The sequence below is a fragment of the Comamonas testosteroni genome (assembly GCF_030505195.1).
GTDB classification, from domain to species: Bacteria; Pseudomonadota; Gammaproteobacteria; order Burkholderiales; family Burkholderiaceae_C; genus Comamonas; species Comamonas testosteroni_G.
The window spans coordinates 841,315-855,649 of record NZ_CP129672.1 but is presented as its reverse complement, the minus strand read 5'-3'; the positions used below and the strand labels follow the sequence as shown (position 1 = coordinate 855,649).

Here is a 14,335-nt window from a genome sequence, read left to right as displayed (position 1 = left end):
GGTCATCCGCACATTACATGTGCTTCGCCGGTTGATGCGCCATTTTGAGAATGAGGGCTGGAGCCGGCAACCTCCAAAGCCGTGGCCGGGTGTCAAAGGCGCACACTCTCGCCAGGCTTCCGAGGTCGCTCGTCACCGTCCTCGGATAGGTCTCGCAAGTCTGAAGCGCTTGGCGAGATCCGGATCCGCCATGGCAGGATGCACTCTCGCAGACTCCTGCCTTCTTGCTCATGGATGGAGGCAGGCCCCATGCAATGGGCCAAGCAACGCATGGGCTCCTGCCAGCCATGCACCATGCTTTGCGTCAGATGTCGACAGCGCCACGATGCCCGTTCATGGCAGAACCATCGGCCCCAGTGGCGCAGCGCAGGGCAACACTGCCGGGGTGTGATGGCGCTCAGATGGAACAGGCAGCAGGTTAGGCCGTCAAAGCAACTTGCCACGCGTCATAGCCATAGACCCAGTCGGCATTGCCTCCGGCACGCAGCCAGTTATTGCCCCGCGAGCCGATCTGGATCTGACTGGTGCGCTGCTTGCGCATGGCCTCGTAGTTCTGCAAGGCTTGCGCAACGTCTTCGGCATCCTGCACTGCATCAAGATTGCGGGCCAGCACTACGGCGTCCTCGATCGCCATGCCGGCACCCTGGGCCATGAACGGCATCATGGGATGGCTGGCATCTCCGAGCAGCGACACTCGCCCCTGCGACCAGTGCGGCAGCGGGTCGCGCTCATATAAAGCCGTCTTGAGCACGCTGTCACACGCATCCAGCAAGGCTCGGGCATGTGGATGAAAGCCAGCATAAAAGCTGCGCAGTTCGGCTACGCTGCCCTCGGTGGTCCAGGATTCCTCATGCCAGGACTCCTGCGCCGTGGTAGCGAAGATAAAGGTGTCGCGGCCCTGATTGAGCGGAAAGGTCACGATCTGGCTGTCCGGAGTCGGTCCCCACCATTTGGTGAAGGCACCGATATCGGGAACATGGTGCACGCGCTCGGTGGGAACCACGGTGCGAAACGCCACCACACCGGTAAAGCGCGGGCTCTCTGCGCCAAACAGTGATGTGCGCACCACCGAATGAATTCCGTCCGAGCCTATCAGCGCATCCAGTCCATCGACTCGCGCACCGTCGGAAAATTCCACGGCAACACCGGCATCGGCTTGCACAATCCGGTTGACGCGTTTGGCGAACTTCACCTGCTCATGGGGAAAGGCGTCGGCCAGCGCAGCCAGCAGGTCTGCGCGATGGATAGTGAGTTGGGGCGCACCGTATTGACGCTCGGCCTCATCGCCCATGGTCAGGCGTGATGTTTCCTCGCCGTTGTCCCAGGTGCGGCTGATACGGTGCGTTGGGCGGGCAGCCGAAGCCCGCACGGCAGCCGCAATGCCGTCGCCCAGTCCGTCTAGCGCGCGTACTGCATTGGGCGTCAGATTGATGTCGGCGCCTACGCGCAGGTATTGCCGGCTCTGCTCGAACACCGTCACCTCGTGTCCGTTGCAGTGCAGCGCGTTGGCGGCGGCCAGGCCACCAATGCCGCCGCCCACAATGCCTATTTTCAATCGTGTCTTGGACATGTTTGCTCCTTGATATGGGTATGGTTTGCGCGTTCCGTGCTGCACTGGCAGCCCGCTTACGGTGCCTGCCAGTGTCGACAAGGCCGCCTGTCACGTGAAGCGCAAACCATCCATAAAATGACACAAATCGTCCGGAATCCTCCATGAAACAAAGCAGCGACCATTTAAGCGACGTGCTGGCCATCTGCCGAGCCGAGCGCGCGGTGACGGCCAGCTTTTCATTGGGTGAGCCTTGGGCGCTCGCGTCCGAGGGAGTGCCGGGGACCATGATCCGCGTCGCCCAGGGGCAGCCGTATTGGCTGCAAGTACAGGGCCAGTCACCGCTGCAGGTCTTGCCTGGCGATCTGGTGGTGCTGCCGCTGGGCAGTCCGCACGTAATTGCGTCGGACCTCGCGCTGGCTCCGGTTCCGTTCGCACGCATGATCGAGCGCTTTGCCCAGGGGCCAAAGGACGAGAATCCTCTGACGTTCGAGCATGGCGGAGGCGGGGCCCAGACCCGCATCGATTCGGTGCTGCTCTGGATATCGGCCTACTGCCGGCACACCATATTGACTCTGCTGCCGCCGCTGCTGCACATCCCTGCGGCGCAGGCCGCACCACCGGCCATGCTGGGCAGCATGCTGCAGACTCTGATAGAGGACTCGCTGGCGCGACGCGCCGGCTGGCGCTTGGCAGCCGCGCGCCTGGGTGAGTTGGTCCTGATCCACCTGCTCAGCAACCATTTCGCCGCACAGCAGCAGCACGGTCAAGGCTGGGTGCGCGGCCTGGCCGATGTGCAGATTGCCAGGGCCATGGCCGCCATCCACGGCCGCCCCAGCCATGGCTGGACCTTGCAGGCCCTGGCCAGGGAGGCGGCCATGTCGCGCTCGCTCTTTGCCGAAAAATTCAAGACGCTGGTTGGAGAATCGCCCATGGCCTATCTGCAGCAGCAGCGCATGGCACATGCCGCCCAGCAACTGGAATCGGGTTTGCCGCTGGCCCAGATCGCCGAGGATTGCGGCTACGAGTCAGAGCGCGTTTTTGCCCGCGCCTTCAAGCGCTGGTGCGGTCTGCCGCCGCGCGCCTATCAGCGCAACACCAAGGCGCTCAGAAACGAATTTGCTGCGCTGAAATGAGATCCTCCAGCCGCTTGCGTGCGGCACCTCAATCAAGCGCAACCTGCCTCGCCAGCTGCCCTCGCAAACCAAAGAGCAGGTGCTCTTGACGCCTTCGCCTCGGATTTCATAGTGGCGGCTGGACGTTGCTCGCATTGCCTGTCCGCTCAATAGCGATAGGTGGCCGTCAGCAGAAAGTTGCGGCGTTCGCCGTAGAAGCAGTCGCCGCGCGACAGGCATTGGGTGATCACCACCTTGTCGCCGATATTGTTGGCGTGCAGAGCCAGGCGCCAGTCGCCAGCGTCATACGCCACCATCGCGTCTGCCAGCAGGGAAGAGGGCGTGCTGATGGCAGAAGTACCGCTCCACTGTGGTCCGACATAGCGCAGACCGGCACCGAGACTCCAGCCTCCGCGGCCCTGAGCGGCAAATCGATGCATCAGCCAGCTGGAGGCCATATGGCGCGATACCGAGGCCACGCGCTGCCCCTGGTCGCCAGCGTTGCTGCGGCTGATTTTTGCGTCGGTATAGGCATAGGCCAGCGTCCAGTCCCAGTTTCTGGCCAGGCTGGCGATCAGCTCGGCTTCAAAGCCCTGGGTTTTGACCTCGCCCAGTTGCAGGCTGTTGAGAGGGTTGGCCGGATCATTGGTCTTGCGATTCTGTTCACGCAGGCCGTATACCGCAGCATAGCCAGAGATGCCTTTGCCCTCAGGAATCCATTTCACGCCGGCTTCCAACTGCTTGCCGCGCTGGGGTTTGAACGGCGTGCCGTAGAAGTCCACGCCGCCCAGAGGCTGGAAGGATTCGGTGTAGCTGACATACGGAGCCCAGCCGCCGCTGGCCTGGTACGTCACGCCCAGGCGTTTGGTGGTGGCAGAGTCGTCGGCGGCCGCTGCCGGGCGACCTTCGGTCTCGGTTTTGGCCTTGTCGTGACGCAAGCCCACTGTCGCGGTCCAGGGGCCCCAACGCAACTGGTCCTGCAGATAGACACCGAGCTGGCGCTGTGCCACGTTGGGCGCACGTACCAGTTGGGAGGCCGAGGGCGGCATGAACGTGCCATACACGGGGTTGTAGACATCCAGCGCTGTGCCTGGTCCGCGCCAGTTGGATTGGTTGCTGGTGTTGCGCTGCCAGTCCATGCCGGCCAGCAATTGGTGCTGAACCTCACCGGTTTGCAGCAGGCCTTCGAGCTGTGTGTCGATCAGCAGCATGCGTCCGCCATTGATCTGCCACACGGCATCGCGCGGTACGGTGCGGCCGTTGGCGTCAAACACCGGGCGCGCTGGACGGCCCGTGGCAGCGTTGGCTGCAAAACTGGTGTAGAGCGTACGGTAGTCGACTTCGCTGATGGTGCGGCGCAGATTCTGACGCAGTGTCCATTGAGGGCTCAGACGATGGCTGAACAGATAGCCAAATGACTTGTTTTCGGAGTCGTACTTGTCCCAACCCGGTTCGCTGATAAAGGTGCGGGTCGGAATCTGTCCGTAGGGGCTGGGCAGGCGCGTTCCCTGCCAGGGAAAGAACTGGGTGATGGAGCCGCTCTTGTCCTTTTGGTACAGGGCTTGCAGCGTCAGCGAAGTATCGGTGCTGGGACGATAGGTCAGAGAAGGCGCAATCACCACGCGGTCGTCCTTGACGTGATCGACCTGGGTGTTGCTGTCGCGGCCCACGGCCACCAGGCGATAGAGCCACTTTCCCTCGTCGTCCATGGCTCCCGTCATGTCGCTGGCAATCTGCTTGCGGCCGTGGCTGCCCAGCTGTATCTGCACCTCACGCATGCGCTCGGCCTGGGGGCGTTTGCTGGTCAGGTTGAGCACACCGCCCACGCTGCCCTGGCCATACAGCACGGAGGAGGGGCCGCGCAGGAATTCCACACGCTCCAGCGTATAGGGCTCGACCTTGATGTTGTTGTAGGTGCCGTAAGTGCGCAGCAGCCCGTCCTGGTACTGACTGACATCACCGCCACGGGCCTTGAAAGAGTCCACGCGGTTGTCGAAATAGCTGGAATTGATGCCCGCCGTGTAGCGCGTGGTTTCGCGCAGGGTGGTCACGCCCTGTGCTTCGAATTGGTCGCGCGTGACTACGCTGATGGATTGCGGCGTTTCGATCAGGGGTGTATCTGTCTTGGTGGCCGAGATCGCACGCCGGGCGACAAAGCCGCTGACCGGACCGGTGGCGGTTTCACTGGCCAGGCTGTCTTGCACGGTAACGGGGGCCAGCATGACTTCGGCATTGCCGTCAGCGCTGGGTGCGGGAAGCGAGGTCTGTGCCTGAGTGCCCAGGCTCAGGCAGGCCAGGGCGCTGAGCCAGGCCAGCGAACGTCGGTCGGTCAGACCGGGATAAGAGGAGTTCATGATGCGTTTGTCAAATGGCTGGCCCTGCAAAAAGCGTCGGGGCCTTTGTGTTGGCGGGGTTCGATGCGCTGCTGCGCATCAGGGCTTGGGGGCGGCGGGCAGGGCGGGCGATGGCATGCCGTCCTTGAGGCTGAAGCTCAGCGTGGTCACATAGCTGGCCTCGCCATAGCGCTTGCCCTGCGCTTCGCCGCCTTGCTTGTCGTTGTGATGCACCTCGGCCACGTACAGGCCCTTCCAGGGCAGGGCAAAGTTGACCCGGCCTTGCTCGTCGCTTTGCGCCTCGCGCGACCAGCCCGAGGGGGCGACGATTTGCACCTTGGCCTTGGGCAGTGCCAGACCGTTGAAGCTCACCATGAATTGACCCGGCTGGCCCGTGGGCACCAAATCCAGGGCCTGGGCATTGACGGCCACGGCCTGTGTTGGCGTTGCTACCCAGCGGGCCGCAGGGACCCACAGCAAGGCTGGCTCATTGCGCTTGCTGCGGTCAATCAAGGGATAGACGGTGCTGGCAAATAGGGTTTGAGCCTGGCTTGCCGCGTTGTAGCTGAAGCCCGTGGCGTTTCGCTGGCCGCTTAGTTGTTGCGTGCCGCGGGCTGTTTGCTGGGCCAGCGTGGGCGTGGCCAGAAATTTGTCCAGCGCCCCAGGCGAGGTCTCGCGCAGGTTGTCATTGAACTCGCCAAAAAACAACTGGGCCTGGTCGCCATCGTTTTCCAGCCAGACTTGATGAGCGTGGGCTGTGCACAGGCTGGCGAGCAGCAGAGTGGCGAGAGCTATGGGGTGATAAAAATGGCGCATGAAAATCTCCTTGGATGCGGGATAGGTGAATGCATTGCTCTGCACGAGTGAAGGTCGTCTGCCCGATATCCAGACTCAAGTGCCGGTCTGGATTCCACGAAAAGAGAGCCTGTTGATTTCTTGTATGGCCCTGTGCTCTTTCCTCGCACCTCTTGTTCAATCGATGGGCCACGGCCAGTCATGCAAGCGCCGAGGCGGCTGCTGCACCGCGATGCACATGCCATGTCCTTGCCCGGTCATGATCGGGATTTCTGTTGCATCAATAGGCGCCTGGGTTCATTCATTGACGCTCAGCGGCTCTCTGATTCGTGGCCTCTGCGGGCTGTGAGTGCAGTCCGTCAAGGACCGAGGCGGTCGAAGGTAAAAACCAGTACTCCCAGTGCCAGTGCCATCAAGCCAAGCAAGGGCAGGCGCTGTGCTTGCCAGGTCGCCATGCTGGTGGCGGCCAGAGCCGCCAGGCAAAGAGCGGCCGTCCACACCGTGGCCGACATGGCTGTGGTGGTTGCGCCCGCAAAGCCCAGAGCAATGCCCAGTGACAACACCAGCAGGATCCAGCCGGCTTGGAACAGGCGCTGGCGGCGAAGTACGGTGGCGGGAGCTTCACTATCGATATCCGGCCAAGCGTCTTCGTGATGTCGCTCCATGGCCAGGGCAAGAGCCGTCCAGGCGGCAAAGCACAACAGAAAGTCGAGCAGCATCTCCTAGGCCTCCTGTGCCGCGTTGTCGCCCGAGATCAACTGGGCGCTGGGCTTGCGTCCGGGAGCTGCCGCGCCCTTGGCGGGGCCTGCATGTCTGGCTGCAGGCTGAGGCCTGCCTCGCAGCAGGTGCCGGGTGAGAGCGGCAAGCATCAGCCCCATGGCTGCAAAACTCAGGTCCATGCCGGCCCAGCTCCAGTCCATGGCGGGCAGGCTGATGCCCAGATGAGTGGAAGTGGTCAAGGCATTGACCCAAGGCAATAGCAGGTATGCGGCGGCGGCCATACCCAGCACCAGCGCCCAGCCTTGGCGCATGGGCCGTATCAGACCCAGCAGCAAGGCCAGCGCCCAGGTGCCGAAGAAGCAGGACAGTTCGGCATCGGGGCGGCCCGGCATCTCCAATGGCAGCAGCCGGTTGGCCAGCAGATAGGCCGCGATCGCCAGCGGCAGGCCGCCCATGAGGCCGATATTGAAACTTGCCACCAGCCGTTCACCAAAGGGCAGGGGGGCGGCAGGTGTCTTGCGCAGCGCCTGGGCGCGGCGCTTGACCGACCACAGTATCAGGCCCGAGGCAATCATCAGCGAGCCCATGACGCCAAAGCCAAACAGCACCCAGCGCATCCCGATATCGGCGAAGCGAGCCAGATGCAGGCCATAGAGCACGCCATAGGTCTTGATGGCCGGGCTTTGTGGATCGACCTGGGTTTGCAGCTGACCGGTGCGGCCATCGAAGCGCAGCCGCGCTGGTCCGTACTGCAGCCTGTCGCCGTCGTGGCGGGTGATTTCCACCAAAGGACCCTGGCTGTCGCTGCGCACGGTGATGCTGCCGACACGGCCGCCCCGCCACAGCTGAGCGGCCTGGCTCAGCATGGGGGCCAGATCCACCATAGGCAGGGGTTCCGCCTGTGCGTTGCTGCCACGCCTGGCGCTTCGCGCGCCGGGAGCGTCGCCCTGCAATTCGGAAAAATAGCTTTGAGTGTCCGTTCCTTTCGCGCCAGGGTAGACGGCAGCGATGCCGGCCGGCATGTACATGGCGTGGAAAATCATCAGACCGCTGAACGTAATCATCAGATAGAACGGCAACACCAGTACCCCCGAGACGTTGTGTGCGTCCAGCCAGGCGCGCTGTCCTCCCTTGCGCGGGCGAAAGGTGAAGAAGTCCTTGAAGATGCGGCGGTGTGTGACCACGCCGGTCAGCAAGGCAATGAACATCATCAGCGTCGCCACGCCCACCACCCAGCGGCCCTGAATCGTCCAGCGGCCCTTGTGAGCGGTGCGAAGCTCGAAATGAAAGCGGTAGAAAAATTCTCCGCTGGCGGTCTCGCGGGCTTGCAGTGTTGCGCCGGTTTGCGGGTGCAGCAGCAAAGTCTCGAAGCGGCTGTTGGGCTTGTCGCGCCACAGCACATTGACGGCCGGCGTACGTTCGTCGGGCAGACGCATGATGTAGTTGCTGACGCCTGGGGCGTGCCTGTGCAGCGCAGCCTGAGCGCGTTGCGCCACATCACTGTCGGGTGGTGGCAGGCCATGAAGTTCAGGCCGCATCCACATATTGAATTCGTTCTTGAAGAAGCTCAGCGTGCCGGTGACGAAGATCGCAAACAGAAGCCAGCCCAGAATCAGCCCTGACCATGTATGCAGCCAGGACATGGCCTGGCGGAAACCCTCTTGTTCGGGCTGGCGCGTGGTTTTGGCGCTTGTCTTGGTTTGAGGTGGGGTCATGCTTCCACTCCCAACCACAATGGCCCATACAGCACTGCGCTTAGGGCTAGGGCAGGAAGGAGTACACCGGCCCAGGCAAGCCAAGCCGTGCGTGCATAGAAGGTCCAGGCAATAGCTATGGCGTAAATGACCCAGGACAGCAAGGTGGCTGTCATTGCTGCCTCCACGCGACTCATCAAGGAGTTCAGCAGCAGACTCAGGGCAGCAGTACTGACTGCGGCCAGCGCATAGCCTCCAAGCACGGCAGCCACACTGCGCGAGGCAACCGCAAGGCGGTAGTGAATGAGGGGCGATGTGGCTTTCATACCGCCTCCTGATGTGCTGGCGCCGGGCGGCAAAGATGGCCGCAGACAGGAGCTGCAACGACAAAGCGCGGGTGAATCACCCTTGGCGAGGAAAAGCAGGTAGACGGAAAGCTCAGCATGACAGACAAGCAAACGATGTGGCAGATTCGCTGGCTGGCTTGTGTCAAGAAATCATGCGGGCGTGCGAAGAAATGTAAAGTCGATTATAGATGCAATTAAGAATGATTTGTATTTATTTCTGTGATTGGGCTTGCGTGGCCTTAAAAACGGCATCTGAAGTTCTGCCCATCATTGGCCATTGCCTGCCTGGCGGATGTCTGAAGGCCCTTCCTGGCGCGTTGGGCGACTCATCGCCGGGGGGGCGTTCTTCCCCTGAGCCATAGCTGGTGTGCAAGCTAGTTCTTCTTCTTCTTCTCTTCTACACACGCTCTACTGCGATCACCACGGATGGCTGGTGAACTGGCTGAAGCGGCCAGTGCATTGTGTGAAGGATGCTTCGGATCAGGCACAGGACACCTATATGCGTCTTCTCAGCCAATGCGCCTCTGGGCTGCAAGTCCTGGGCCGATCCCGATCTGCGTGAACAGAGGGAGTGATCGGTGGCTATATCGTCACCCGGGCATACCGGCTCGGGCTTCTGGGCGCAACCCTTGGCACCTTGAACAGCTGCCGAAGCCCACTCGCCAAGCGGTGAGCGGCTGCCGCGAGCTGCCAGCAGCCGCGATGAGATGCTGGCGGGCCTTGCCGATGCCATGAGTCCGCCCTGACGCTCCTTGCCGCACCCATGCATGCTGCCCCGACTGCCCCGGGCAGGGCTGGGAGCAAGCACCGGCATGGGCCGGCTCACGGGAATGCGTCTGCGACGGTATCGATTCCGAACAATTGCCTCCACTTGCATGCAGACTCCGAAGTTGCAACGCACAATGCCAGCCTGTGTTTTTTATTCACCGTGATCATGTCCGATTCCTCTGCGGCTTTGCCAGTCAGCCTGACACTTTCCATGCGCGATGTGCTGCGCCGCATGGAGCGGGCCGCGCGTAAGCCCATGTACCAGCTGGGAGCTGAAGCTGCCAAGGCCGCCTATGAGGCCGGTGCCGGCGTGCTGGAGATACCCAGGCAGGCCTTGCCCCGTGTGGAGGACCTGCAGATTCCCGCACGCGACGGAGCGAATCTGCCTGCCCGCCTTTATGCACCGGTGGCCCGGGATGAAGCTCCCGCAGCGGGCCTGCCTGTGCTGCTGTATCTGCATGGCGGCGGCTTTACCGTGGGCAGCGTGGCCACGCATGATCCGCTTTGCCGTCAGCTCGCGCATCTGGCGGGTTGCATGGTTGTGTCGCTGGACTATCGCCTGGCGCCGCAGTTCCAGTTTCCCGTTGCACATAACGATGCCTGGGATGCGCTGCAGTGGCTGGCGGCCCATGCGGCAAGCCTGGGAGCGGACGGCAGCTGCATGGCCATCGGCGGCGACAGCGCAGGCGGTACGCTGGCGGCAGCCTGTGCGATCCAGGCACGCGATGCCGGGCTTCAGCTGGCCTTGCAACTGCTGATCTATCCAGGCACCACGGCGCATCAGGATACCGACTCCCATCGCCGCTTTGCCCATGGACTGGTGCTGGAAGAGCCGTCCATCACCTGGTTTTTCGCGCAATATATTGCCAACCCCCAAGACCGCGAGGATTGGCGCTTCGCGCCCTTGCTGGCGCCCGATGTCGACCATGTCGCACCCGCCTGGATCGGTCTGGCCGAGTGCGATCCCCTGGTGGACGAGGGCGTGGAATATGCTGACAAGCTGCGCATGGCGGGTGTGCCTGTGGATCTGGAAATCTACAAGGGCGTGACCCATGAGTTCGTCAAGATGGGCCGCGTGATTGCCGAGGCGCGTCAGGCGCACCGGGATATGGCGCAGGCCTTGCGCGGTGCGTTTGGATTGAATTGAATTGCAACCAGAGTAAGAACCATGAATCGACAGGACTTTCGCAGCTTTACCCGTATCGAGGTGCGCTGGGCCGAAGTGGACGCGCAGAAGATTGTCTTCAACGCCCACTATCTGATGTATGCCGATGTGGCCATCACCAACTACTGGCGCCAGCTGGCCATTCCTTATGAGGCAGGTTTTGCATCACTGGGCGGCGAGTTGTTTGTGAAAAAGGCCAGCACGATCTATCACGGCTCGGCCACCTTGGGCGATGTGCTGGATGTCGGCATCCGTTGTGTCAAACAGGGCAATACCTCGCTGCAGTTCGAGGCCGGCATCTTCCGAGGCATGGAGCTGCTCAACACCGTGGAGCTGGTCTATGTCTTTGCCGACGCCCAGACGCAGACCCCCAGGCCCGTACCCCAGGCCATGCGGGATCTGCTCACGGCCTATGAAACTGGGCAGGAGGTCGTCACGCTGCGCTCGGGCAGCTGGAACGATCTGGGGCGCGACGCCGAGCGCCTGCGCCTGGCCGTGTTTGTGCGCGAGCAGGGTGTGCCGCGCGAGATAGAAATAGACGAGTTCGACCCTGTGGCGCGCCATGTGGTCCTGTTCAATGGCCTGAACCAGCCCGTGGCCACAGGCCGGCTGGTCAGCGATGCACCGGGCGTGGCACGTATCGGCCGCATGGCCGTGGATCGCAGCGTGCGCGGCGGCCGCTGGGGGCGCATGGTGCTGGAGAGCCTGATCGATGCTGCACGCGAGCGCGGCGACAAGGAAATCGTGCTGCACGCTCAGCGCCATGCCGAAGCCTTTTATCTGCGTGCAGGTTTTACGCCGGTAGGCGAGCCTTATGAGGAGGCCGGCATTCCCCACATCACCATGTGCCGGGTGCTTTGAAACTTCTGTTTTGATAGCTTGTAACGCTTTATATATAAGCGTTCAGGCCTGATTTGATGCTTTATTCTAAGGAGCGTCCATGGCAAGAATCATGACCGTCCTCAGTCTGATCGGGGTGGCGGCGGCCGCCTATGTGGCTTATCGCTACGGGGTTTTCTGAGTCCCAGGGGCTGCAGGTGGGCGCCACCCGCTGGCGGGAGCGCTCTGCGGCGGCCTGCTTCGCGGCCCTTGTCGCACGCAGGTCTGAGCCCTGTCCTTTCTCACCTGCGTGCGGGAGGCATTACTGCAACTGATCCTTCAGTGCGGTGATGGCCTTCTGGGCGCAGGCTTCGTCCAGATGGCCGCCCGGCGCACCGGCCACGCCAATGGCACCAATGGTTTCATTGCCGATCTTCAGCGGCACGCCGCCGCCCAGCACCAGGAAGCCGGGGATATTCGCCATGCCGGCTGCATCGGGATTGGACTGAATGGCCTTGGCGATGCCACTGGTGGGGTTGCGCGACGATGCCGAGGTGAAGGCCTTGGCACGCGAGGCTTCGACGGTATGAGGGCCGGCGCCGTCGGCACGCACCATGGCCAGCAGCACGCCCGAGCGGTCCAGCACCGAGGCGCTGACGTTATAGCCCTCGGCGCTGCAGGCTGCCACGGTCTGCTGGGCCAACTGCAAGGCAGTGGCGCTGGCGATGCTGCGGGTGGAGGTGGTCGCAGCAGAGGCGGTGCTGGTGCCGGCCATGGCGGCAGTCAGGGTCAGGGTGCACAGGGCGATGTTGCGCAGGCGTTGGTTCATGTCAAAGCTCCTTGAAGACGGGGTGAACAAGCGATGACAGAACTGTAAGAACGGACGTCCTCGGTGCCCATTCGCAAGGCAACGGATGGCCATCGGTAATCCTACCGAGTCGGGCTGTTCAGCAGGCCGCAGTCAGCAGCAGTCGCGTCTGCTCGGCGACCGATCCCGTGCCCAGCTTTTCGGCCAGCTTGGCACGGTGTGTGTCCACGGTACGCACCGATATATCGAGCGCAGCTGCGATTTCCTTGCTGCCCAGTCCCTTGGTGATCAGCTCCAGCACCTCGCGCTCGCGCTCGGTCAGGCCGCGCAAGCTTTGCCGGGCCTCGTTGCGCTCAGCCTGCTGGTCCAGCCGGGTCTGTGCCGACTCGATGGCTTGCAGCAGGGTCTGCTCTTCGATGGGTTTGGTCAGGAAATCGGTGACCCCCGCCTTGAAGGCGCGGCGGCAGGCATGCAGATCGCCGTGGCCGGTAATCACGATCGTGGGCCAGTCCACGCCCTGGGCCATGAGCTGCTCGTGCAGCTGCAGGCCGGACATCATGGGCATGCGCAGGTCGGTGATCAGGATGCCGGGCCGGCCGCGATCCAGATGGGCCAGGCAGTCGGCGGGAGATTCAAAGCAGGTCACGGGCAGCTCATAGGTCTGCAGCAGCAGATGCAGAGCGTTGCGCACCGACGGGTCATCATCGATCAGATAAATCATGTGCAGGCTAATCGGTTCCATCCAGCGGCAGATGCATGACAAAGCGGGCGCCATGCGGGCCGGGCACATACTCCAGACGCCCGCCCATGCGCTCCATCAAGGTGGCGCAAAGCGGCAGGCCCAGCCCCATGCCATCGGACTTGGTGGTGAAAAACGGCTCGAAGATGCGCTGTGCCGTGGCAGCAGTCATGCCCGGGCCGTTGTCCTGCACTACGAGCAGGGCCTCGCCACCGCTTTGCTCCAGCGTGATGCTGATGGCTGCTTGCGCGTCCTGCGTCTGGCCAAGCGCATCGAGCGCATTGCGCACCAGGTTGTGCAGCACCTGCTCCAGCGCCACGGGGTCGGCCCAGGCGCTGCAAGGCTGCAGTGGCGCCTGCCAGTGCAGCGCCACCTTGGCCTGGCGTGCCGGGCCCTCCAGCAGAAGCAGGGCCTGATCGACGACCTGGGCCAGATCCAGTCTCTGCGGCTGGCTGGGGGCGTTGCTCACATAGCTGCGCATGCGATCCAGAATGGCGCCTGCGCGCCTGGCCTCGCGCACATTGGCCTGCAGGGCAGCCGCCAGCAACTCGGTCTTGCCCAGCTCGTGGGCGCGCAGCGCGGCCTGGCTCTGGCTGAGCAGGGCGGTGACGGGCTGGGCCAGCTCATGCGCGATGCCCGAGGCCATCTCACCCATGCCGTTGACGCGCGAGGCATGGGCCAGCTGTGCTTCATTGGCCAGCAACTGGGCGCGCCGCTGGTGGCGCCTGGCCTGCTGGCGGCTTTGCCAGACCAGTTGAACCGCACCGACCAGCGCGGCGCTGATCAGGGCGCTGATCAGCACCATGCTCCAGCTCACCAGGCTGCGGGGACGGCTGAGCAACTGCACCTGCAGAGGCTGGTCATAGCCGGCGAGAGTGAATTCGCCAAATCTGTGGCTTTGCTGCAGCTGAGCTGCCGGCTCCAGCAAGGTGCGGCCATGAAGGCGGATGCGCAGCCCGCTGTCGTCGGGCAGGACTTTGTCGTCCAGCAAGTGGGAAGCATCAATGCGAACGCAGAGCCAGCCTTCGGGGTCTGCTATCTTTTTGAGGAAAAGATAATGGCCCGGATGCAGGGAGTCAGGCAGGCTGGCGCTGGCTCGCGGCGCCAGAGGCGCGGCAGTCTGAGCCACGGCCGGGTCCCGGCAGCTGCCTGTGGCGGGTGTGGCCGCGGTGACCAGCTGAATTTCCTGCACGCGCGGGTAAATGGTCTGCACCGATTGCGCAATATGCTGCAGAGCTGATGACTCCTTGGCTGCATCCAGCGGTGCCACGGCAGTCAGGGCGGTAAGGTGGGCCTTGTGCTGAGCGACTTTCTCCAGCATCTGGCGTTGCACGGTCTGGGTCAGCTGCAACTGCTCCTGCTGCTGCCGGACATGAGCCTGCCACCACTGCAGGGCCAGGATCAGGGCGCACAACAGCCCCCAGGCCAGGGCCAGCAGCCAGCGGTGGCGGTAGTCCGGGGGCGAGTTGCTCATGCGCCGAAG

12 protein-coding genes are annotated in these 14,335 nt (G+C 63.0%); 3 read left to right on the top strand and 9 right to left on the bottom strand.

Annotated elements, in window-relative coordinates; genetic code table 11:
- Positions 1-418: 418 nt before the first annotated feature.
- Positions 419-1,570, bottom strand: coding sequence for an FAD-dependent monooxygenase (locus QYQ99_RS03890; RefSeq protein ID WP_302091508.1), 1,152 nt, complete (start codon positions 1,568-1,570; stop codon positions 419-421).
- A 143-nt stretch (positions 1,571-1,713) separates the two neighbouring features.
- Here QYQ99_RS03890 and QYQ99_RS03885 point away from each other — a divergent pair, with 143 nt between their 5' ends.
- Positions 1,714-2,685, top strand: coding sequence for an AraC family transcriptional regulator (locus tag QYQ99_RS03885; protein WP_302091507.1), 972 nt, complete (start codon positions 1,714-1,716; stop codon positions 2,683-2,685).
- Between the two features lie 146 nt (positions 2,686-2,831).
- Here QYQ99_RS03885 and QYQ99_RS03880 read toward each other — a convergent pair whose 3' ends face one another.
- The 5 genes from QYQ99_RS03880 to QYQ99_RS03860 all read right to left on the bottom strand — a co-directional run bounded on the left by QYQ99_RS03880 (position 2,832) and on the right by QYQ99_RS03860 (position 8,532).
- On the bottom strand, positions 2,832-5,018 hold the full coding sequence (locus QYQ99_RS03880) for a TonB-dependent siderophore receptor (RefSeq protein ID WP_302091506.1): 2,187 nt from the start codon (positions 5,016-5,018) through the stop codon (positions 2,832-2,834).
- A 78-nt stretch (positions 5,019-5,096) separates the two neighbouring features.
- Positions 5,097-5,813, bottom strand: a complete 717-nt coding sequence (locus QYQ99_RS03875) for a TonB-dependent receptor (RefSeq protein ID WP_302091505.1) — start codon at positions 5,811-5,813, stop codon at positions 5,097-5,099.
- 338 nt (positions 5,814-6,151) lie between these two features.
- Entirely contained in the window at positions 6,152-6,511 is a 360-nt protein-coding gene (locus tag QYQ99_RS03870) for a DUF3325 domain-containing protein (RefSeq protein WP_302091504.1), read from the bottom strand.
- 3 nt (positions 6,512-6,514) lie between these two features.
- Positions 6,515-8,227 carry a PepSY-associated TM helix domain-containing protein gene (locus QYQ99_RS03865; RefSeq protein ID WP_302091503.1) on the bottom strand — a complete coding sequence of 571 codons (1,713 nt, stop codon included), beginning with the start codon at positions 8,225-8,227 and terminating at the stop codon, positions 6,515-6,517.
- Positions 8,224-8,532 carry a DUF3649 domain-containing protein gene (locus QYQ99_RS03860; protein WP_302091502.1) on the bottom strand — a complete coding sequence of 103 codons (309 nt, stop codon included), beginning with the start codon at positions 8,530-8,532 and terminating at the stop codon, positions 8,224-8,226. The genes QYQ99_RS03865 and QYQ99_RS03860 overlap by 4 nt, the downstream gene beginning before the upstream one ends.
- Positions 8,533-9,487: 955 nt before the next feature.
- Here QYQ99_RS03860 and QYQ99_RS03855 point away from each other — a divergent pair.
- Both QYQ99_RS03855 and QYQ99_RS03850 read left to right on the top strand, forming a co-directional pair.
- Positions 9,488-10,468, top strand: coding sequence for an alpha/beta hydrolase (locus tag QYQ99_RS03855; RefSeq protein ID WP_302091501.1), 981 nt, complete (start codon positions 9,488-9,490; stop codon positions 10,466-10,468).
- Between the two features lie 21 nt (positions 10,469-10,489).
- The gene (locus QYQ99_RS03850) at positions 10,490-11,347 is read left to right on the top strand and encodes a GNAT family N-acetyltransferase (protein WP_302091500.1); all 858 of its coding nucleotides are present in this window, start codon (positions 10,490-10,492) and stop codon (positions 11,345-11,347) included.
- A 280-nt stretch (positions 11,348-11,627) separates the two neighbouring features.
- On the opposite strand, the gene QYQ99_RS03845 is transcribed toward QYQ99_RS03850, so the two are convergent.
- The 3 genes from QYQ99_RS03845 to QYQ99_RS03835 all read right to left on the bottom strand — a co-directional run bounded on the left by QYQ99_RS03845 (position 11,628) and on the right by QYQ99_RS03835 (position 14,326).
- Positions 11,628-12,134: a GlcG/HbpS family heme-binding protein gene (locus QYQ99_RS03845; RefSeq protein WP_302091499.1), complete on the bottom strand. Its 507-nt coding sequence runs from the start codon at positions 12,132-12,134 to the stop codon at positions 11,628-11,630.
- A 118-nt stretch (positions 12,135-12,252) separates the two neighbouring features.
- Entirely contained in the window at positions 12,253-12,834 is a 582-nt protein-coding gene (locus QYQ99_RS03840; RefSeq protein ID WP_302091498.1) for a response regulator transcription factor, read from the bottom strand.
- Positions 12,835-12,841: 7 nt separating this feature from the next.
- Positions 12,842-14,326, bottom strand: a complete 1,485-nt coding sequence (locus tag QYQ99_RS03835; protein WP_302091497.1) for a sensor histidine kinase — start codon at positions 14,324-14,326, stop codon at positions 12,842-12,844.
- Positions 14,327-14,335 lie beyond the last annotated feature (9 nt).